The sequence below is a fragment of the Pseudogracilibacillus sp. SE30717A genome (assembly GCF_037071985.1).
Lineage (GTDB): Bacteria > Bacillota > Bacilli > Bacillales > Amphibacillaceae > Pseudogracilibacillus.
The window spans coordinates 240,810-261,092 of the sequence record NZ_JAXHDF010000005.1; the positions used below are offsets into that span (position 1 = coordinate 240,810).

At 34.6% G+C, this 20,283-nt stretch carries 19 protein-coding genes; 5 read left to right on the plus strand and 14 right to left on the minus strand.

The genetic code is table 11. From position 1 onward, the window contains the following. Window positions 1-13 precede the first annotated feature (13 nt). Together icd and citZ are read right to left on the minus strand one after the other, a co-directional pair. On the minus strand, window positions 14-1,276 hold the full coding sequence (gene icd, locus SPD48_RS10035) for an NADP-dependent isocitrate dehydrogenase (protein ID WP_336257962.1): 1,263 nt from the start codon (window positions 1,274-1,276) through the stop codon (window positions 14-16). Window positions 1,277-1,461: 185 nt separating this feature from the next. Next, window positions 1,462-2,580 (minus strand): citrate synthase, encoded by a 1,119-nt coding sequence (gene citZ / locus SPD48_RS10040; RefSeq protein ID WP_336257963.1) that lies wholly within the window; start codon window positions 2,578-2,580, stop codon window positions 1,462-1,464. Window positions 2,581-2,880: 300 nt separating this feature from the next. Here citZ and ytvI point away from each other — a divergent pair, with 300 nt between their 5' ends. Then, on the plus strand, window positions 2,881-3,990 hold the full coding sequence (gene ytvI / locus SPD48_RS10045) for a sporulation integral membrane protein YtvI (RefSeq protein ID WP_336257964.1): 1,110 nt from the start codon (window positions 2,881-2,883) through the stop codon (window positions 3,988-3,990). Here ytvI and SPD48_RS10050 read toward each other — a convergent pair whose 3' ends face one another. The 7 genes from SPD48_RS10050 to dnaE all read right to left on the minus strand — a co-directional run bounded on the left by SPD48_RS10050 (window position 3,991) and on the right by dnaE (window position 14,202). Further along, window positions 3,991-4,380: an FxsA family protein gene (locus tag SPD48_RS10050; protein WP_336257965.1), complete on the minus strand. Its 390-nt coding sequence runs from the start codon at window positions 4,378-4,380 to the stop codon at window positions 3,991-3,993. A gap of 53 nt (window positions 4,381-4,433) precedes the next feature. Continuing rightward, on the minus strand, window positions 4,434-6,194 hold the full coding sequence (gene pyk / locus SPD48_RS10055) for a pyruvate kinase (RefSeq protein WP_336257966.1): 1,761 nt from the start codon (window positions 6,192-6,194) through the stop codon (window positions 4,434-4,436). Window positions 6,195-6,220: 26 nt separating this feature from the next. After that, window positions 6,221-7,180 (minus strand): 6-phosphofructokinase, encoded by a 960-nt coding sequence (gene pfkA / locus SPD48_RS10060; RefSeq protein WP_336257967.1) that lies wholly within the window; start codon window positions 7,178-7,180, stop codon window positions 6,221-6,223. 221 nt (window positions 7,181-7,401) lie between these two features. Beyond that, window positions 7,402-8,358 (minus strand): acetyl-CoA carboxylase carboxyl transferase subunit alpha, encoded by a 957-nt coding sequence (gene accA, locus SPD48_RS10065; protein ID WP_336257968.1) that lies wholly within the window; start codon window positions 8,356-8,358, stop codon window positions 7,402-7,404. Next, entirely contained in the window at window positions 8,355-9,266 is a 912-nt protein-coding gene (accD, locus tag SPD48_RS10070) for an acetyl-CoA carboxylase, carboxyltransferase subunit beta (protein WP_336257969.1), read from the minus strand. The genes accA and accD overlap by 4 nt, the downstream gene beginning before the upstream one ends. 216 nt (window positions 9,267-9,482) lie before the next feature. Continuing rightward, a complete protein-coding gene (locus tag SPD48_RS10075; protein ID WP_336257970.1) occupies window positions 9,483-10,715 on the minus strand; it encodes an NAD(P)-dependent malic enzyme in 1,233 nt (410 codons plus the stop codon). A 157-nt stretch (window positions 10,716-10,872) separates the two neighbouring features. Beyond that, the gene (dnaE, locus tag SPD48_RS10080; RefSeq protein WP_336257971.1) at window positions 10,873-14,202 is read right to left on the minus strand and encodes a DNA polymerase III subunit alpha; all 3,330 of its coding nucleotides are present in this window, start codon (window positions 14,200-14,202) and stop codon (window positions 10,873-10,875) included. A gap of 153 nt (window positions 14,203-14,355) precedes the next feature. Here dnaE and SPD48_RS10085 point away from each other — a divergent pair, with 153 nt between their 5' ends. From SPD48_RS10085 to SPD48_RS10095, 3 genes are all read left to right on the plus strand, one after another. Continuing rightward, on the plus strand, window positions 14,356-14,688 hold the full coding sequence (locus SPD48_RS10085) for a YtrH family sporulation protein (protein ID WP_336257972.1): 333 nt from the start codon (window positions 14,356-14,358) through the stop codon (window positions 14,686-14,688). Beyond that, window positions 14,688-15,185, plus strand: a complete 498-nt coding sequence (ytrI, locus tag SPD48_RS10090; protein ID WP_336257973.1) for a sporulation membrane protein YtrI — start codon at window positions 14,688-14,690, stop codon at window positions 15,183-15,185. The genes SPD48_RS10085 and ytrI overlap by 1 nt, the downstream gene beginning before the upstream one ends. A gap of 176 nt (window positions 15,186-15,361) precedes the next feature. Continuing rightward, complete coding sequence (locus tag SPD48_RS10095) at window positions 15,362-15,550, plus strand: hypothetical protein (RefSeq protein WP_336257974.1); 189 nt, start codon at window positions 15,362-15,364, stop codon at window positions 15,548-15,550. 67 nt (window positions 15,551-15,617) lie between these two features. Here the strand turns inward: SPD48_RS10095 and SPD48_RS10100 are convergent, their stop codons facing one another. After that, complete coding sequence (locus tag SPD48_RS10100) at window positions 15,618-16,562, minus strand: DHH family phosphoesterase (protein ID WP_336257975.1); 945 nt, start codon at window positions 16,560-16,562, stop codon at window positions 15,618-15,620. Window positions 16,563-16,661: 99 nt separating this feature from the next. Here SPD48_RS10100 and SPD48_RS10105 point away from each other — a divergent pair, with 99 nt between their 5' ends. Further along, entirely contained in the window at window positions 16,662-16,958 is a 297-nt protein-coding gene (locus tag SPD48_RS10105) for a YtpI family protein (RefSeq protein WP_336257976.1), read from the plus strand. A gap of 309 nt (window positions 16,959-17,267) precedes the next feature. Here the strand turns inward: SPD48_RS10105 and SPD48_RS10110 are convergent, their stop codons facing one another. The 4 genes from SPD48_RS10110 to SPD48_RS10125 form a co-directional block, all read right to left on the minus strand. Continuing rightward, window positions 17,268-18,575, minus strand: coding sequence for a DRTGG domain-containing protein (locus tag SPD48_RS10110; protein ID WP_336257977.1), 1,308 nt, complete (start codon window positions 18,573-18,575; stop codon window positions 17,268-17,270). Between the two features lie 132 nt (window positions 18,576-18,707). Then, a complete protein-coding gene (locus SPD48_RS10115) occupies window positions 18,708-18,944 on the minus strand; it encodes a hypothetical protein (RefSeq protein WP_336257978.1) in 237 nt (78 codons plus the stop codon). Between the two features lie 64 nt (window positions 18,945-19,008). Further along, entirely contained in the window at window positions 19,009-19,308 is a 300-nt protein-coding gene (locus SPD48_RS10120) for a hypothetical protein (protein WP_336257979.1), read from the minus strand. A gap of 98 nt (window positions 19,309-19,406) precedes the next feature. Further along, on the minus strand, window positions 19,407-20,168 hold the full coding sequence (locus SPD48_RS10125) for a prepilin peptidase (protein WP_336257980.1): 762 nt from the start codon (window positions 20,166-20,168) through the stop codon (window positions 19,407-19,409). Window positions 20,169-20,283: the final 115 nt, after the last annotated feature.

Sequence of the window (20,283 nt, forward strand, 5' to 3'; positions counted from 1 at the left end):
CACTTTTATTGATTTACATGTTTTTGATTAGTTCATCCGCAAATTCAGAACATTTTACTTCTGTTGCTCCATCCATTAAACGAGCAAAGTCATATGTTACAACTTTTGAAGAAATTGTTTTGTCCATAGAATTAGTAATTAAATCAGCTGCTTCTTTCCATCCTAAATGTTCTAACATTAAAACACCTGATAATATAACAGATGATGGGTTCACTTTATCAAGACCTGCATATTTTGGTGCTGTTCCGTGTGTAGCTTCAAAAATAGCATGTCCTGTATCGTAGTTAATATTAGCACCAGGAGCAATTCCAATTCCACCAACTTGAGCTGCTAATGCATCAGAAACATAGTCTCCATTCAAGTTCATTGTAACAACAACATCAAACTCATTTGGACGAGTTAAAATTTGTTGTAAGAAAATATCTGCAATCGCATCTTTAACTATAATTTTTCCAGCTTTTTCAGCTTCGTCTTGTGCTTTATTTGCAGCATCTTTTCCATCTTCTTCTACGATTCGATCATATTGTGCCCAAGTGAATACTTTATCACCAAATTCTTCTTCAGCAACTTCGTATCCCCAATTCTTAAATGCACCTTCAGTAAACTTCATAATATTTCCTTTATGAACAAGTGTTACACTTTTCCGACCTTCGGAAATTGCATATTCAATACTAGCACGAACTAGACGCTTTGTTCCTTCTTCAGAAATTGGTTTAATTCCAATTCCAGAAGTTTCTGGGAAACGAATATTTTTAACGCCCATTTCATTTTGTAAAAAGTCAATTACTTTTTTAACTTCAGGCGTTCCTTGCTGCCACTCAATTCCTGCATAAATATCTTCCGTATTTTCGCGGAAAACTACCATATCTACATCTTCTGGATGTTTAACAGGTGAAGGAACTCCAGTATAATGACGAACTGGACGTAAGCAATTATATAGATCAAGCTCCTGACGAAGTGCAACGTTCAATGAACGAAAGCCACCTCCAATTGGAGTAGTTAAAGGTCCTTTAATTGCAATTTTGTACTCTTCAATTGTATCTAACGTTGCTTGTGGTAACCATTCACCAGTTTTATTAAACGCTTTTTCTCCAGCGTAAACTTCTTTCCAATCGATTTTCTTTTTTCCATCGTAAGCTTTTTCAACCGCAGCATCTAAAACGCGACTAGCAGCAGCCCAAATATCAGGACCAGTTCCATCACCTTCAATAAATGGAATTACTGGATTATCTGGCACTTGTAACTCACCATTCTCAACAACAATTTTATTAGTCATTTAAACAAAACCTCCTAGTTATATTTGTATAGTTATTCACAAGGAAGAACTACGATTTACTCATCCGGAATGTAATTAGATAACTAACTTAGATATTTGTAAATATTCTCTCTCTATGTATTCAGGTAAACATTTACAAAACAATAGCCGGTAATCCCGGCTATTGACACAAGTCATCTGACTTATTATCCACGCTTTTCTACTGGAACGTATTCACGTAATCCTGGGCCAGTATATTTTGCACGTGGGCGAATTAGACGGTTATTATCGTATTGTTCTAATATATGTGCTAACCATCCAGACATCCGGCTTACCGCAAAAATAGGTGTAAATAAATCATGATCTATCCCTAAACTATGATATACAGAAGCGGAATAAAAATCAACATTTGCAGGTAGGCCTTTATTTTCTTTAATATATTTTTCAATCTCTATAGACATTCTATACCATTTTTCTTGTCCTCTAAGTTTTGTTAACTCTTTAGACATTTCTTTCAAATGTTTTGCACGAGGATCTCCAGAACGATAAACTCGGTGACCCATTCCCATAATTAGTTCTTTATTTGCTAATTTTTTCTCAATGTATGGAATTGCATTTTCTTCTTCCCCAATTTCTGAAAGCATTGCCATTACTTGTTCGTTTGCGCCACCATGTAGAGGTCCTTTTAGTGCACCGATAGCTGCAGTGATACCTGAGTATACGTCAGATAAAGTTGCAACACATACTCTTGCAGTAAATGTGGAAGCGTTTAACTCATGATCTGCATGAAGTACTAATGCTTTATTAATCGCTTCAACTTCGATGTCTTCTCCTTCTTTACCGTTTAGCATGTAAATAAAGTTTTCTGCAAACGTAAGGTCTTTTTTAGGCGTAACTGGATCTTTTCCCTGACGAATTCGAGAGAAAGCAGTTACAATGGTAGAAACCTTCGCCTGTAAACGAATCGCTTTACGATGGTTAGCTTCTTTATCCATTACGTCAGCCTCTTCATCATATAAACCAAGTAATGAGATTGCTGTACGTAAAGCTGCCATTGGATGAACTTTTGATAAATCATATGAACGTAAGTGATCAATAACTGCTTCAGGAATTTCCATTTCATTAGCTAGTTCTTGACGAATTTCATTTAGTTGTTCTTCAGTAGGAAGCTCACGGTTCCATAATAAGTATACTACTTCTTCAAAAGAAGCCTTTTCAGCTAAGTCATCAATTGTATAACCCGCATATGCTAGTTTGTCATCAATAATCGAACAAATAGATGACTCTGTTGCGATTACTCCTTCAAGTCCTTTTGTAGCTGTCATAACTAATCTCTCCTTTTATAATTATACTTCTTAAAAATTAAACGAATAAGTATATATATCTAAAAGCTTTTCTTTAAAATTATTATAAAGGATTTTACCCTTAAAGTGAATTGAAAGCTATTACAAAACGTGTTTTTTCCTAGGTTTCTAAGCAAAAACAGCATGGTTTACGAAAGATTTTTGACCTTTAAGACGTAAAATTATGCATATAGAGTCTATATAATAACTGTTGAACATATAGTTATATTAACGTGTTAACATCTCTATTTTACGTACTTTTTATTCAAAAGAGGGTTATTTATGAACAATGTATTCTATATAAAACTCGTACGTCTTCTATCTATTATTCTAGTAATAACCGGATTGTTTTTTGCTGTAAAATATACAATCGGATACATGTATCCATTTTTAATCGCTTTATTAATTGCTTCTTTTTTACATCCGCTCGTAACAAAAATAGAAGTAAGTTGGAAGTTCAATAGAACGATTGCAACCTTCTTTGTAATTCTCTCTTTTTTTACATTATTCTTTGTAATAAGCTTTCTAATATTAAAACGCCTTCTAAAAGAATCTACTTCGTTAGTAGAAACGTTACCAGAACAGTTTAATCAAATGAAACTTTTATTAGCTGAAATAGGACAATCTTATTTATTACCTGCTTATGAAAAACTTACCGAGAAAATTACACTGCTTCCATCTTACGAAGAGCTAGAATTTAATAATTATCTCCTATATTTTATTGATGAAATAGGAGCTTCCAGTTCGTTCTTTTTAAAGAACATTGTAAGTTCTACTTCAGCTATCTTATCTTCAATAACATATGCAGGTACCATATTTATTTTTATTTCGTTAGCCGTTTTTATGATGACAAAAGATCTGAATCAGATCAAAACAGTCATCCAAAATCTAATCCCCGCAAAGTTTATTTCAAAAGGCAGACAGATTATTGCCCACTTAAAAAGCTCTGTTTTTGGTTTTATAAAAGCACAAATTGCAATTACGATGATCTCAAGCTTTATTGTAATGACAGGCCTACTTATTTTTCAAATTGACAATGTACTTATCATTACGCTTACTATGCTTTTAGTCGACTTTATCCCTTATGTTGGGATAGGAGCGGTTTTTATTCCATGGATTATCTACACCTTTTTTATTGAACAATATGCATTAACCATTCAATTAGCCGGGTTATATATCGTAGTTATTATCGTACGTCAGATAATTGAGCCACGTATCCTCGCTTCAAGTATTGGGATCCATCCTTTAATCACTCTTATCATTTTATTTATTGGTATTCAGAGTTTGGGCATTTTCGGAATCTTTATTACTCCTATCATTTTAATTATCCTCAGTGCAATTTATCATGCAGGGATAATACACTATCTTTGGAACTTTATAAAAAATGGATAATTACCATTTACGAAATACAATATTCCCTTTTGCAATACTTTTTAAAATTAAAAAATGAATGAGCTTCTTAAATGGCGTTCTTGTCCAAGGAATAACGAGTAAAAATCCAAAAAGATCTGACACGAATCCAGGTGTTAATAATAATATCCCACCAAGAATAATACATATTCCATCAATTATCTCCTCCCGGGGGATTTCTCGATTATACATAGCCAACTGAGCCCTTCTCCACGTCTCCATGCCTTCCTTTTTTACTAGGGCTGCACCAATGATTCCAGTAAGTATGATAAGGCCTACTACTGACCAGGCTCCTATCATACTTCCTGTCCATATAAAAATACCGATTTCGATTGCAGGTATAAGGATGAATATTAAGATTAACCAATACATGACAAACAACCTTTCTATTATCCCTTGTTCGTACGTTCTACTGATATTTCGACTTATAGCACACTTGCATGACCCTGATGAATACTTCCAGTTCCACCATCTATCGTTATATCTTCACCATCTTTAATAATCCCTAAGCCATTTTCAACTCCTACGATAACAGGAATCCCTAAACTTAGTCCTACGACTGCTGCATGAGAAGTTAAACCGCCCTCTTCTGTAATAATTCCACCAGCTCTTTTTATTGCAGGCATCATATCTTTATCAGTAGCTGACGTGACTAGAATGTCCCCATCTTCAAGACGTTCATTTGCTTCCTGCGCATTGTTCGTCACAAGTGCTTTTCCATACGCATAATGACGACCAATTCCTTGTCCTGTCGCGATTACATTACCGATTACATGTACTTTCATCAAATTAGTCGTTCCACTAACCCCTACTGGAACTCCTGCTGTGATGATTACTTTACACCCTCTAGTAAATAATCCTGTTTCTAACCCTTTATTAACCGCAGTATCGAGTAATTCATCTGTTGTATTGATTTGTTCACTTAAAACAGGATAGACTCCCCATACGAGAGACAACTGCCTAAAAACGATTTTAGAAAAAGTGACCGCGATAATTGGAGCTTTTGGTCGATATTTTGCAATCATGCGAGCTGAATGACCACTTTGTGTTGGTGTAATAATTGCGCTAACCTCCAGGTTTGCTGCTGTATGAGTAACAGATTGACTAATTGCATCCGTAATGGTCATTGTACTAGATTTTGCCCGTTTTTTTAATAATGATTCATGATCCAGTGCTGATTCTGTTTTTTGGGCGATAACATTCATCATTTTAACTGATTCTACTGGAAAATCACCTGCAGCCGTTTCACCGGACAACATGATAGCATCTGTTCCATCTAATATAGCATTAGCAACGTCTGATGCTTCGGCTCTTGTTGGACGCGGATCCCACTGCATAGAATCTAACATTTGTGTAGCAGTAATGACAGGTTTACCTGCAAGATTACATCTATGTATTAAATCTTTTTGCACAAGCGGGACTTCCTCAGGTGGGATTTCAACCCCTAAATCTCCACGTGCCACCATAATTCCAAAGCTAGTTTCCAAAATTTTATCAAAATCATCCACGCCTTCTCTATTTTCAATTTTAGAGATGATTTGAATATGTGCGGCATTGTTTTCCTCTAATAATTGTCTCATTGTTAAAACATCCGTATGATCTCTGACAAATGAAGCAGCGATAAAGTCAACGTCATTTTCCACGCCAAATTTAATATCGTTTTTATCTTTCTCGGTTAAAGCTGGTAAATTAACGCGTACATTAGGGACGTTGACACCTTTTTTATTTTTGATTTTTCCACTATTAACAACCTTTGTTTTTATCTCTTCATTTTCATGGTCTATTTCAACGACTTCTAGCTCGATTAAACCATCATCCATTGATATAATTGTTCCAATTCTCACATCATTTATTAATCCTTTATAGGTAACAGAGAAACGTTCTGCTGTTCCTTCTACATCACGCATACTAATATAAACTGTATTTCCTCTTTCTAAATACGCTTCGCCATCTTTGAATGTTTTTGTTCTAATCTCCGGACCTTGCGTATCCAGTAAAATGGAAACTGTCTTATCCATTTCTTTAGCTGCTTGTCTTATATTAAAAATTCGTTGTTTATGTTCATCATAATCGCCATGTGAAAAATTTAGTCTTGCTACATCCATACCATTTTCAATCAATTGCTTTAACGTCTCAATCGATTCGGAAGCAGGACCAATCGTACAAACAATTTTTGTTTTTCTCATCTTAAAATTCTCCTTATATTGATGATTTATATAGATAGCTCTTGTGCCAAATTATATACATCTTTATTTAATTGATGATTACTTGATAAAACATGCTCAATATCTTGGTCAACTAATTTATTATCTTTTAGTCCGACAATTCTGCTAGCCTTACCTTCTATAAGTAGATCCACCGCTTTCGCTCCTAGTCTACTTGCCAATACTCTATCGGCGGCTGTAGGAGTTCCACCCCTTTGAATATGCCCCAAAACCGTAACACGAGTTTCATATGACGTAGCTTCTTCAATCTTCTTACCATACTGAAACCCTTCGCCAACTCCTTCGGCTAAAATAATAATACTATGTTTTTTGCCTCTTTCAAGACCACGCTTTAAGCGATCAACCACATTATTAAAATCATGCTTTCTTTCAGGGATAATGATACTCTCAGCCCCTCCAGCAAGTCCAGCATACATTGCTAAATCTCCTGCATCCCTCCCCATTACTTCAATAATAAATGTTCTTTCATGTGAAGTCGCAGTATCTCTAATCTTATCAATTGCTTCAATTACTGTATTTAGCGCTGTATCAAAACCAATGGTACAATCGATGCCAGCAATATCATTATCGATTGTAGCTGGCACACCTATACAAGGAAGTCCCAAGTCTGAAAGAGCTTGTGCTCCTCGAATACTACCATCTCCGCCAATAACTACCAACCCATCAATCTCATGATTTTTTAGCTGTTCAATTGCTTTCTGCTGGCCTTCTCTCGTTTTAAATTCATCGCAACGGGCTGAATATAACGATGTTCCTCCACGATGAATAATATCACCAACTGAACCAACTTCTAATTGTTTTATATTTCCATTCATTAACCCTTGGTATCCATAATATACACCTGATATTGCTACATCATGAAAAATACTTTTTCTTACAACCGCTCGAATTGCAGCATTCATTCCAGGTGCGTCTCCACCACTTGTAATTACACCAATCCTTTTCATCTTTTCACCTCATTCTAAAAATTCATCAATACTATGTATTAATCAAAGAATAACGACTATACGTTATCCTTTCTCAACATTATTTCGTACACTAATCCATTCTAATGTATTGTTTTCCCCTATATCGTATATGTTATTCTCGCAAACGTATCATACTATTCCTCTAAAATAAGTAAGAGGTTGACAAATGTCAACCTCACTAAAGAGAACTGGTTTTATACCTATGCGCCGTTAATAACGCCAATATTTTTAAATTTTTCCCATCTATTTTCTAAAAGTTGTTCAGCGGAGAGCTTTGATAGAGTGTCAATGGATTGCTTTAACACCTTATCCATGTTCTTCGCCTGCTGTTCAACGTCACGATGTGCTCCTCCTTTTGGTTCAGGAATAATTTCATCAATGATGTCAAACTCTTTTAAATCATAAGATGTAATTCGCATTGATTCTGCAGCTTTTTTCGATAGACTTGCATCTTTCCAAAGAATAGATGCTGCACCTTCAGGTGAAATTACTGAATATGTGGAGTTCTCAAGCATATGTACATGGTTTCCAACACCCAAAGCTAATGCTCCTCCACTACCCCCTTCACCTATAACAATGCATACAATCGGTACAGTAAGTCCAGCCATTTCTTTCAAGTTATATGCAATTGCTTCACTTTGACCGCGTTCTTCTGCTGCTTTACCAGGTTCTGCTCCTTTTGTATCAATAAATGTAATAATGGGACGATTAAACTTTTCTGCTTGCTTCATATGCCTAATCGCTTTTCTATACCCTTCAGGATGTGGCATACCAAAGTTACGTCTAATATTTTCTTTCGTTTTTTTTCCACGTTGATGGCCGATGACTGTAATAGGTTGGCCATGATAAAATGCAACCCCAGCAACAATTGCTTCGTCATCACCATAATAACGATCACCATGGAATTCAACAAAATCAGTAAACAAATATTTTATATAATCTAGACTAGTCGGGCGCATTTGGTGTCTTGCAACTTGAACACGATCCCAAGGCTTTAAATTCGAGTATATATCATCTTCTAAGCTGGCTAGTCTTTTCTCAAGTGTGTTAATTTCTTCTGTTAAGTCAATTTCACTATCTTTAGAAATATTTTTTAATTCATTAATTTTTTCTTTTAAATTCACAATTGGTTTCTCAAACTCAAGTACTTGCTTCATACGGATTGTCCTCCTTTTATAGATATTAGTTCACTTTCGGAAGACGACATCGTATTCGACTGATTATGATTGTGAATTTTTAATAGTGTTGTTAATAACTCTTTCATTTCGTGACGATGAACAATTTGATCTAACTGACCATGTTTAAACAAAAACTCCGCAGTCTGGAAGTCGCTCGGTAACTTCTCTCTTGTCGTTTGTTCAATTACCCTTCTCCCTGCAAAGCCAATTAAAGCTCCAGGTTCAGCAAAATTGTAATCTCCTAAAGAGGCAAAACTTGCAGTAACCCCTCCAGTAGTTGGATGTGTCATGACGGATATCATTAAACCACCTGCATCTGAAAAACGTTCAATTGCAACGGAAGTCTTTGCCATCTGCATTAAACTTAATACACCCTCTTGCATTCTCGCACCACCGGAAGCCGTAAAAATGATAAAAGGTATAGAAAGTTCTCTGGCATTTTCAATTGCTCGTGCAATTTTTTCACCGACAACTGAGCCCATGCTCCCCATTCTAAATCCTGCATCCATTACACTAAAAGCAGTAGGCTGCCCTCCAATTAAACCTTTTCCTGTTACAACAGCTTCGTTTAATCCAGTTTTTTTACGATCTTGTTCCAATTTCTCCATATATTCAGGAAAATGAAGCGGATTTTCTGACTTCAAGTGTTTATCCCACTCTTCAAATGTACCTTCATCAAATAAACTGTTTATTCTTTCCCACGCACTCTGTTGATGATGAAAATCACAGTTAGGACAGACATGTAAATTCTTTTCTACTTCTTTGCGATAATAAATTTGAGAGCAATTACTACACTTTGTCATCAATCCAGCAGGTACGTCCTGTTTTGCCTTTTCGTCTGGAATAGTAGTATTATTTTTATTCCTTGTGAAAATTCTCTTCAGCAACCATACCCCTCCTTTAAAATTTACTTCTATCAGAATATAATGCAACAAAAATCCGAATTTACGTATAAGTTCAATTGATAATAGTCTATAAAGTTACATTATAACCACAAGTCTTACTATACTGGATTCAAAAGCGCATTTCTACTATTTTTACTAAAAAAAATAATTTCATATGATAAAAAGTTCAATATCGTTTTATTTTGGATCTAATAAATCTTAATCAAGTTGGCTCAATTGCCTTGTTCTTTCCGCAACCTCTTCTGGATCAACTTCTGTGCGTGCTACTCCAGATTCCATTGCCGCCTGTGCAACACTTTTTGCCACTGCAGGTGCTACACGCGCATCAAATGGAGCAGGAATTACATAATCTTCATTTAGTTCTTCATCTGTAATTAACGACGCGATCGCTTCAACTGCTGCCATTTTCATTTTTTCATTAATCCGAGTCGCAGCTACATCAAGTGCTCCTCTGAAAATTCCTGGAAATGCAAGGACATTATTTACTTGGTTTGGAAAATCTGATCTACCTGTACCGATAATTTTCGCTCCAGCTTTTTTTGCCTCTTCTGGTAAAATTTCAGGATCTGGATTTGCCATAGCAAAGATAATAGCATCTTTATTCATTTTCTTAACCATATCAGCAGTTAATGCTCCACCGACAGATACACCAATAAATACATCTGCACCTTCAATCACTTCTTCTAAACTTCCTTTTAATTTACGGTGATTCGTATTCTTAGCAACTTCTTCTTTTACCGGGTTCATTCTACGTGGTCTTCCTTCATAAATTGCCCCTTGGGAATCACACATGATAATTTCTCCTACGCCGAAATTATCGAGCAATTTTATAATAGCAATTCCAGCTGCTCCAGCTCCATTTGCTACTACCTTAATCTCTTTAAAAGACTTACCAACCAATTTTAAAGCATTCATTAACCCGGCAACCGTTACAATAGCTGTTCCATGTTGATCATCATGAAAAATTGGAATCCGAGTTTCTTTCTTTAATCTTTCTTCAATAATAAAACAGTTAGGAGCAGCAATATCTTCTAAATTAACTCCTCCAAAAGTTGGTTCCATCAATTTAACTGTTTGTACAATTTCATCGATATCATTTGTATCTAAACAGATTGGAAATGAGTCCACTCCAGCAAATGCTTTAAATAAGACTGATTTACCTTCCATAACTGGTAGTGCAGCTTCTGGACCAATATTACCTAAACCTAATACGGCTGATCCATCACTAACAACGGCTACCATATTACCTTTCATCGTATAATCATAGACAGCATGTTTATTTGAGTAAATTTCTTTACACGGTTCCGCTACACCAGGTGAATATGCTAAACTTAAATCTTCTGCATTTCTTACAGGGACTTTTGAATGAATCTCTAACTTCCCCTTTTTCGTTTTATGCATATGTAATGCTGCATCTCGTAATTTTGACATTCCTTATCGCTCCTTAAATTCTACCATTTAACTGCCATTTTAATACGTCGATTACAAAATAACGACATTATAGACATTTTCACTACTATAAATTATATCAAAAGATTTCATAATATAAAGTCTATTTCATTGCTTTCTAAATGCAATGATATAATCATTACAATTTTAACACAACATTTTCGTCTCCAAAGTACAGTTTCAATTTCTTAATTGTTTCATCTATAGCATTTATACTGTATTTTTCATCCAATTTATATGTTTTTCTTTCTGTTTCGTCAAATAATATAATGGGTGAGTTACCAGCATAGGATAAACTAATTTCTTGTAGATAGTTTAATGATTCATTTTTATTTTCAGGTGTTACCCTCACATATACGTACGCCGTATTTTTTTTCATCATTTCATCAAGATTGCAAAGCGTCATTTTATCGATAACAAGTTGTTTATTATTTTGACGGACACTGACTTTTCCTTCTATATATATTGTTTCCTCTTCACGCAACCAAGGATTTACCTGTCTATACAGAGCTGGAAATATAACCCCTTCCATTTCCTCAGTTTCATCCGCTATCGTAATAAAAGCCATGGAATCCCCACGTTTCGTATGAATTTTTTTGACATTTTGAACGATAGAAACCACTTTAACAACCGTGTTATGTGATAATTGCTTAGCAGAATGAAGCGATACAATTTTTTGCAATGATAATTTTGTCCGATATTGCTTAATTGGATGGTTTGTAACATACATATGCAGTAATTCTTTTTCGTCCGAAAGCCGCTGAATTAGACTAAAATCGTCTATTTCAACATACGCTGGTTTCATTTTCATGTTTTCACTAAATAAATTAGTCTGTCCGTTCAAATCACCAAATAACTCGGATCGTTGGAGAGCTTGATCGATCGATGCAAGTAAACTCGCTCGATTAGAATACGTTTCATCAAATACTCCTGCTAAAATCAGTGTCTCTAATGCATTACGTTTAACAGATACACGTAAGCAAAAATCAAACAGATCAGAAAACGGCTTATTTTTCCGTTCACCAATAATTTCTTTTACTGTTTCATAGCCGATACCTTTTATTACCATCAGTCCCATTCGAATATCTTCGTTTTCTACGGTGAAATAAGCATGACTTTTATTAATGGATGGTGGCAATACTTTTATTCCAAGCTCACTTGCTTCGCGAACATACATATTTAGCCTTTTTGTATCATTCGATACAGTACCTAGTAAATGAGCAAAGAAATACGTAGGGTAATTTGCTTTCAAATAACTTAACTGATAAGCGATTTTACTATAAGCAACGGAATGACTTTTGTTAAAACCGTAATTTGCAAATTTTAATATCCATGAAAATACTTCTCGTGCAACTTGCTCCCCATACCCTTTTTTTATACAACCACGAAGGAACGCTTCTTGTAGTCTTTCAATTTGCTTTCGATTCTTTTTACTAACTGCCCGTCTTAATATGTCGGCTTCACCTAGCGAGAGTCCAGCAAAATGATGTGCAACTTGCATTATTTGTTCCTGATATACTAATACGCCATATGTTTTATTAAGAATCGGTTCAAGCTCCGGATGTAAATAAGAAATTTTCTGCCGTCCATGTTTTCGTTCTATATAAGTTGGTATATTTTCCATCGGCCCTGGACGATATAAAGCATTTAATGCAATAATATCTTCCAATGAAGTCGGTTTTAATTCAGTAAGCACTTTTTTCATTCCGGCAGATTCTAACTGAAATACACCATTCGTTCTACCTGCTTGTAAAAGAGCGAATGTATTGGAATCTTGATCAGGAAGCTGGTCAATATCCAACTTCAACTTATGATCCCTGTTAATGGAATGAACAACTCTTTCAATTAAAGAGAGATTTCTCAGTCCTAAGATATCAATTTTTAATAAACCGATCGATTCTAATTCATTCATCGCATATTGCGTCAAATACGTATCATGGGTTCCTCTGGTAAGTGGGACATGCTCGATTAATGGATCTTTTCCGATTACAATTCCGGCAGCATGCGTTGAAATATGCCGTGGTAATCCTTCAAGCTTCATCGCAATCATAAATAACATTCTTAATTTCTCAGATTGCTTAATGTATTCACCGAATTCCTTATCTGCCTGAAGATACGATAAAATTGGCTTATTTGCTTGAACGGGAATATGTTGGAGAATATAAGCTTGGTCATGTCTGTCAATCTCCATTGTTTTCATTAATTCCCTTATTAGCGATCTTGCTGCAAAAGTGCCAAATGTAATTATTTGAGCAACATGGTCTTGTCCATATTTTCCCCTTACATAATCAATAACTTCATCCCGACGTACGTCGGAAAAGTCGATATCAATATCTGGCATCGACATTCTTTCTGGATTTAAAAATCGCTCAAATAACAAATCATATTGAAGTGGATCAACATTTGTAATTCCAAGTAAGTACGATACTAATGAACCAGCAGCAGACCCTCTTCCGGGACCAACCATTATTCGATTATCTTTTGCAAATTGAACAAAATCGGCAACAATTAAAAAATAATCGCTAAATTTTAATTGGTTTATTATTTCAAGTTCATACATTAAACGGGCTTCCACATCCGCCGTTACTTCATTATATTTTACGTGCATCTCCTTGATGCATAACTTTTTCAAATAGTCATGTGCAGATTCCTTTGTCGGTACTGGAAATGATGGCAATAGTTGTTGATTAAAATCAAAAGTAACCTGGCATTTTTCCACTATTTCCTCAGTTGTTTTAATATATTCAGGAAATGAAGCAAACGCTGCTTCTATTTCTTGTTTGGACCTTAAATGTCTTTTTCCAAGCTGTTTATTTTTCGTTGTATTGTCCCATTTTTCATTGAATTTCATTGCTTGTAAACAGTCGTAACTTAGTTCATCACTTTCCTCTAAATACCTTACATCATGAAGAGCAACAATATTTGTCCGATTCAGTTTCGAGAATTCTTTTATATGCTCCATCACAATAGTTGCTTCACGTTCGTACGCTTCTACTCCCAAATAAAAATCTGTCACATCTATAACTGCTTGAACCTTTTCTATATATGTTTTCAATTGTGTGAAGTTTTTTTGAAAGATAATTTTTTTAAGGAATGGTGTTTCCGTCGGTAAAATAATAATGACGTTATTCACTATCTCTTTTATCATCGTAATACTATATTCTTGATGCAATTGAATCTGTGTAGAAATGTTAATAAGTTCTGCATAGCCTGTATTGTTTTTGGCAAGTAAGATGAGAGGTAACTCGATCTCGTCGAATGACACTGTTACGATAAGACCAAAGATTGGTTTAATACCTTGTTGTAAGCATGCTTTATAAAAGGGAATTGCTCCGTGTAAAACACCTTCATCTGTTAAAGCAAGCGACGTATACTGTAATTCTTTTGCCTTATGAACTAATTTATCAATCGTAATTGTACTATTAAGAAGGCTATAGCCGCTTCGTACTTGCAAATGTGTAAATGACATATTTTCTCCTGCCTTTACTTAAGTGATCATTTCTACTCGCCAAATCATATTCTCATTCAATTATACCGCTATCTGAAGCCTCTTTCCAATAGTTCATTTCATCATAAGTTGTCCAACCTGTACATAGAAATGTATAGAATGGAGTGATGAATGATGGAAGAACGTTTTTTTGTCTCTTTTATACATTGTTTTTTTATCGCTTTTGGCGTCGTAATTGGCGGAACAATTATAGGAAGTGTAGGGTCTTTTTTAACGGGAGATGCACCTTTAACATCGATGAACCGAATTGCTAAATCCATCAAAATTTGGGCGATTGTTGCCGCAATTGGCGGTACATTTGATGCAATTGAAAACTTCCAAAAAGGATTAACAGATGGTTCTACTTTCGATTTATTCAAGCAAGTCTTAATTATTCTATCCGCTATGTTAGGGGTAAAAGCAGCGAGTATTATTATTAGTTGGATTACTAGTGAGGATATAATCTAATGCATTTTTCACCGTACCATAAAAAGAGATCGTGGCAACTCATTATTATCGGTACATTAATTGGCTCCTTCCTTGCTTATATCACCTTTACCTTTATGCACGGGAAAATGTACGAAAATCTCCTCTCGGAAAACTTGCAATTAAAAACGAAAGTCGGAGAATTAGAACAACAAAATAATGCTTTATTACAAGATAAAGAAGATTTAGAAGAGAAATCAACTAACACAGTCCAATCAGTTCAAATTATATTCAGTAATAAAGAACAGTTAAAATTAGACCGCCTGATTATTCATGAATTAGAAGAATTAATTAAAAATGAGATCAATTTCATCATAGGAAAAGAGGTGCAAAGTTTGTCTGAAAACGACGACTTATTAATAAGTCTGCTTGAAAATAAAATATTTACGATTGATGATCTATCCTACCAATTTGATGTTCACAAGCTCTTTTTATCAGAGAAGGTGAAAATCACTCTTTTGGTAACGTTAGCCGATTAAAAATTTTATGAACATTTAATGAATTATGATGAGAAATAATAGCTAATTAATGTTTTATTTAATAAAATAAGAATACATCTAACGAAAGAAGTACGAACGCGGTACATCAATTTACTAGTATTCAGGAAGTAAAGAGTTGATTTCTTACGTTATATTATTATGAAAGGATGGAGTATATGACAGTACTTGATCGTAGACAAATGCGTGATGAAAAGATTAAACAGTTAAAAGAAGGTAGAAGTGTATACGCAGAATCCCCGGAGTTCATTCGTTTGATCAAACGTGGGATAGAAAAAGAAAATTTATCTGTAAAATTAGAGCAGACTAATGGAGGTTGCTGGTTCATACCGGAAGAAAATGAATAAATATGAAGAAAAATAAATGCTGATTTCATTATATAATTGAAATCAGCATATAATATTTTTTATCAGATTACGTATATTTTGCACATAATTCTTCTAAATCATTTACAAACTTGTTCGCCTCTTCCCATGACTGAATAGAAGCACCAGCTGCTAATGGATGACCACCGCCGTTATATTTTGCAGCTAATTCGTTAATTACTGGGCCCTTAGATCTGACTCTGACACGGATTACATCATCCTCCTCGATAAAGAACACCCATGCCTTAATACCTTGAACATCACCTAGAACTCCAACTAATTTTCCCGTATCAATTGGCTCCACTTTAAATTTATTTAGAATATCTTTCGTTAACTTAATCGAACTCATCCCCGCTGGAGACAAAGTAAAGTTTTGTAATACATACCCTCTAAGTCGTGCGATATCTTCTTGAATATCATAGAGACCATTATATAGGGCTGAACGATCAAATGGATATTCAATTAATTCTGCTGCATATTTAAATGTTTTATTACTTGTACTTGGGAATAAAAATCTACCGGTATCTCCAACGATCCCTCCATAAATTAATCTCGCAATTTGACTATTCAATCGAAGTACTCCATGTTCGTCAAATTTATAAAAATCAAAGATCATTTCTGACGTGGAACTTGCAGATGTATCAACCCACATCGTATCACCGTAGGGATCATTATTCGGATGATGATCTATTTTAATTACTTCTTTCCCTAATGTATATCGCTGATCACTTATACGTCCCGTATTTGCTGTATCACATACAATAACTAATGCATTCTCATATTTCGCATCATCTATCACATCCATTCGAGCAAAAAAATGTAAGGCGGGATCTTCTTCTCCTACTGCATATACTTCCTTTTCGGGAAAAGATAAACGAATCATTTCTTTTAAACCACACTGAGAACCTAATGCATCTGCATCTGGACGAACATGACGATGAATAATAATAGTTTCATATTCGGTTATTTTATTTAGAATTTTTTGCTTTGCCATTTTTAATACTCCTATCTGTAACAATCTTTTTCTCTAGATTATTCATTTGAAAACAGCTACAATAGAAATGAAAGTAGCCCACATACAGGAGACGATAACATGTTTATATTCGCCATATTAATTATGATTTCTATTGTAATGTACGTTTATTATAAGGTAGCAATTTTAAAAACAAAAGATAAACTGTCTCAAAAATATATAAATGCTAAATCTAGAATATTTTTAGGTGCATTTTTAATCTTTTTTGGAATAAATCAATACATAGCTTATCAAACAAAATTAACCTTATTTATTAGCATCGTATTTTTAATTTTAGGAAGTCTACAAACAATCGACGGGTTTAAAGAAGCAAAACATTATCGCAATGAGTGGAAACGTCTGAATCCAGATAGTTAAATTGCTTAAGCTTCTATAAAAACGGCTGGGACGATAGGTAACTACAGTCTCAGCCGCTTTTTTATTCACCCAATTAATGTGCAATTTTATTTCCTGTTCAATTTATAGAGCTTGAGCTACAAAAATTCGATTCTAGGGTACAATTAATGCTAATCGTTACCTTAAGTTACAAAACGACTAAATAATGCTATTTGTTACATTTCGCGCCGGGATTAGAGCCACTGTTATACTTCTCCTTTGGAATGATAGAGATCACTTTCCATCGACATATCTCCATCCAAATCATTTAAGTAACTGTTTCTCCTTTTCTTACCTGTCCATTAATTGGGCCATTAACATGCCTTTACATACCAATTTTCGACCATTATAAATCTCAATATTTATTTTTGCATATAGTCGACCGGCATCAAGTAACTCTGGCTTAATCACAAGATTACTATCCATCTGTACTGGCTCAATAAAGTATACATTTAAACTTTCTACTACCATATTTCCTTTTTTCAAATGAAGTAGCAATCTGGCACTTGCTTCTGTCACTAATGTTGTTAATACTCCATTAGATAATGTTCCTAATTGGTTTGTCATTTGTGGCGTAACTGTTGTTTCAAAGGAGGTCGGATCCCCTTCCACAACATCTAATCCTCTAGAAATAACATCATGGATCGTTTCTCCTACTTGTGGTTGACGTTGCATCTCATTAAGTGCTTTTAAAACATCTTGACGAGAAACGAGTCCTTCTAATTCATTTGATTGATCAACAATTGGAACAACTTCGATTCCTTCCCACACCATTAAGTGAGCGACATAAGCAAGGGAGGTTTTCGCTTGAACTACAAATGGATTCCTAGTCATTACTTTTTCAATTAATGTTTCCCCATCTTTTCCGACGACATCCTTAGACGTAACCATTCCACTAACTTTTCCAGTATCGTCAATGACCGGGAAACGGGTATGTTTTGTAAGCTCATTTAATTTATACCAATCATCTACCGTATCTGTATTGTATAAGTGATGAACCTCATCGTAAGGTGTATAAATATCGCTTACGAAAACAATTTCTTTTTTAATCATCTGGTCATAAATTGCTCGGTTAATCATCTCAGCAACGGTAAACGTGTCGTAACTCGTTGACATGATTGGTAAATTCTTTTCATCGGCTAGCTTTTTAATATGTTCCTTTGTATCAAATCCCCCGGTAATTAAGACAGCAGCACCTGCTTTTAAAGCTAATTCATGCGCTTTTACCCGATTACCTACAATTAAAAGAGAATCTGCTTCTGTATAGCGCATCATCGCATCTAACTGCATTGCACCTATTACAAATTTATTTAATGTCTTATGTAATCCACCACGACCACCTAACACTTGTCCATCTACAACATTGATTACTTCTGCAAATGTTAAATGTTTAAAATGCTCTTTCTCTTTGCGCTCAATTCGTATCGTTCCTACTCGTTCAATCGTACTTACTAATCCTTGATTTTCCGCTTCTTTAATTGCTCGGTAAGCGGTTCCATCACTTACATTTAATTCTTTCGCAATTTGACGCACTGATATTTTATGTCCAACATCTAATGACGTAATATGACGTATAATTTGCTCGTGTTTAGTTGCCAATTTCTTCACCTAGCTTTCAACTGTACTAGTCTGTAATATAAACTATATTATACAGTCGTTCCTTTATAAGCTCAATGTTTAACTGAAGTATCGGCATATTCAATACAATTATACATTTATCTATGAAACAGATTAATAATTTCTCGCTCGCTGTTTCACTTCTTCCACTATTTTTTTCTTTTGTTCCATCACAGGAGGAGATGACATTTTTAAGAGTGTTGCAAGATTTCCTCCTATAACTAAAATTAAAAATAATAGCCAAGCACCCCAAAATATCCGCTCAATTTGTGTAACTGCTTCTGGAATATATGGCCAAGCAAAATAAATTAAAAAAATTGCTAGTAATATCCTAAGAATTGTGTAATGCAAAACAAGCCCTCCTATTCATACCTTTTATACTATTCTATGTACGCCATGTAATAAGAGAACCTGTTTACTTATTAACTTCTTTTATTGGTGTTTTTATTATAGACGGTGCTTCATCGTATTCTTCCCCATTTTCTTCTACACCTCCAAGAGCAGCGAACGAAATTGGCCCGTCAAGAATAAATGGAATATCATAGGATAGATGCGCATTATTTTGAAGGATTAAACTTTCCGACATAATGATCCCATTTATTGACGTACCGTTATTCAAAATAGCCTCCGCATTAGGTGCAAAAATTAACTGTGAAGACACCGCCGCGTTGTTTTCAAAAAGTATTTCTGTTCCACCAGAGAAAATATTCCCCATTAAAACTCCATTATTCCCCAAAGTAATATTTGCTGTTTTTGAATAAAAAGAACCATTACCAATGTGCAGAATGTATGTCAATATTGTAATTTATGAAATTATAATTTTTCAAAAAAAGACAAATAAAATATCAAAATCTCTTCACCATAAAAATAACTAATCAATGCACCAACTACTATGTAAGGACCAAACGGTATAGGTTGTTTCTTTTTTACTTTATTTAACATAAGTAAAATTCCGCCTATTATAGCACCAAGAGACGCTGCTAGAAAAAAAGTGAGTAACACTTGCTTCCAGCCTAGAATAATTCCTAATACTCCAAAAAGTTTCATATCACCAGCCCCCATCCCCCCTTGACTAACTAGTATAATGATCGCAATTAAGAGATACCCGACAACTGACCCGAGGATCGCATCATACCAAGGAACTAAAGGTGAAATAATTCGCATTATAATGAAATAAGGTAAAAAAAACACTAGTATTTTATTCGGTATGACCATATAGACTAGATCAGAAACAAAAAGAATCATTAGCATACTAATCAAAAGTAATGCAGTAATAAGCTCAAGTTTCAAACCTATTTGCACATAGCTAAATGCAAATAATAGACCCGTAAATATTTCAATAATTGGATAAATTGGAGAAATTGTTTCCTTACAGTTTCTACACTTTCCTCGCTGAATCAAATACGATAAAATCGGAATCAATTCATACCAACATAACTGGTTGTTGCATGTTGGACAAAATGAACGATCCTGATGGAAAGAAATTCTTTTAGGCACACGTATACCGACCACATTAAAAAACGAACCTAGTACAATACCAAATAAAAAAAACATACCTATCCAATACATAACCATTTTTCTATCTCCTTACACGAAAAGCTATTCATTAATTATAGGGTTTTGGATAAAAGAGAATGAAGGAATAAATTCAAAAATAGTTTAATAGAAGGAATAGTGAAGTTAAAATAAA

Bases quoted from the DNA above. Each gene is read 5' to 3' on its own strand.
- citZ (WP_336257963.1), bottom strand. From the start codon at position 2,580: ATGACAGCTACAAAAGGACTTGAAGGAGTAATCGCAACAGAGTCATCT.
- SPD48_RS10050 (WP_336257965.1), bottom strand. From the start codon at position 4,380: ATGTATTGGTTAATCTTAATATTCATCCTTATACCTGCAATCGAAATC.
- pfkA (WP_336257967.1), bottom strand. From the start codon at position 7,180: ATGAAAAGGATTGGTGTAATTACAAGTGGTGGAGACGCACCTGGAATG.
- accA (WP_336257968.1), bottom strand. From the start codon at position 8,358: ATGAAGCAAGTACTTGAGTTTGAGAAACCAATTGTGAATTTAAAAGAA.
- SPD48_RS10105 (WP_336257976.1), top strand. From the start codon at position 16,662: ATGTTTATATTCGCCATATTAATTATGATTTCTATTGTAATGTACGTT.
- pyk (WP_336257966.1), bottom strand. From the start codon at position 6,194: ATGAGAAAAACAAAAATTGTTTGTACGATTGGTCCTGCTTCCGAATCG.
- icd (WP_336257962.1), bottom strand. From the start codon at position 1,276: ATGACTAATAAAATTGTTGTTGAGAATGGTGAGTTACAAGTGCCAGAT.
- SPD48_RS10095 (WP_336257974.1), top strand. From the start codon at position 15,362: ATGACAGTACTTGATCGTAGACAAATGCGTGATGAAAAGATTAAACAG.
- SPD48_RS10100 (WP_336257975.1), bottom strand. From the start codon at position 16,562: ATGGCAAAGCAAAAAATTCTAAATAAAATAACCGAATATGAAACTATT.
- SPD48_RS10085 (WP_336257972.1), top strand. From the start codon at position 14,356: ATGGAAGAACGTTTTTTTGTCTCTTTTATACATTGTTTTTTTATCGCT.
- dnaE (WP_336257971.1), bottom strand. From the start codon at position 14,202: ATGTCATTTACACATTTGCAAGTACGAAGCGGCTATAGCCTTCTTAAT.
- SPD48_RS10120 (WP_336257979.1), bottom strand. From the start codon at position 19,308: ATGGGGAATATTTTCTCTGGTGGAACAGAAATACTTTTTGAAAACAAC.
- SPD48_RS10125 (WP_336257980.1), bottom strand. From the start codon at position 20,168: ATGGTTATGTATTGGATAGGTATGTTTTTTTTATTTGGTATTGTACTA.
- ytvI (WP_336257964.1), top strand. From the start codon at position 2,881: ATGAACAATGTATTCTATATAAAACTCGTACGTCTTCTATCTATTATT.
- ytrI (WP_336257973.1), top strand. From the start codon at position 14,688: ATGCATTTTTCACCGTACCATAAAAAGAGATCGTGGCAACTCATTATT.
- SPD48_RS10075 (WP_336257970.1), bottom strand. From the start codon at position 10,715: ATGTCAAAATTACGAGATGCAGCATTACATATGCATAAAACGAAAAAG.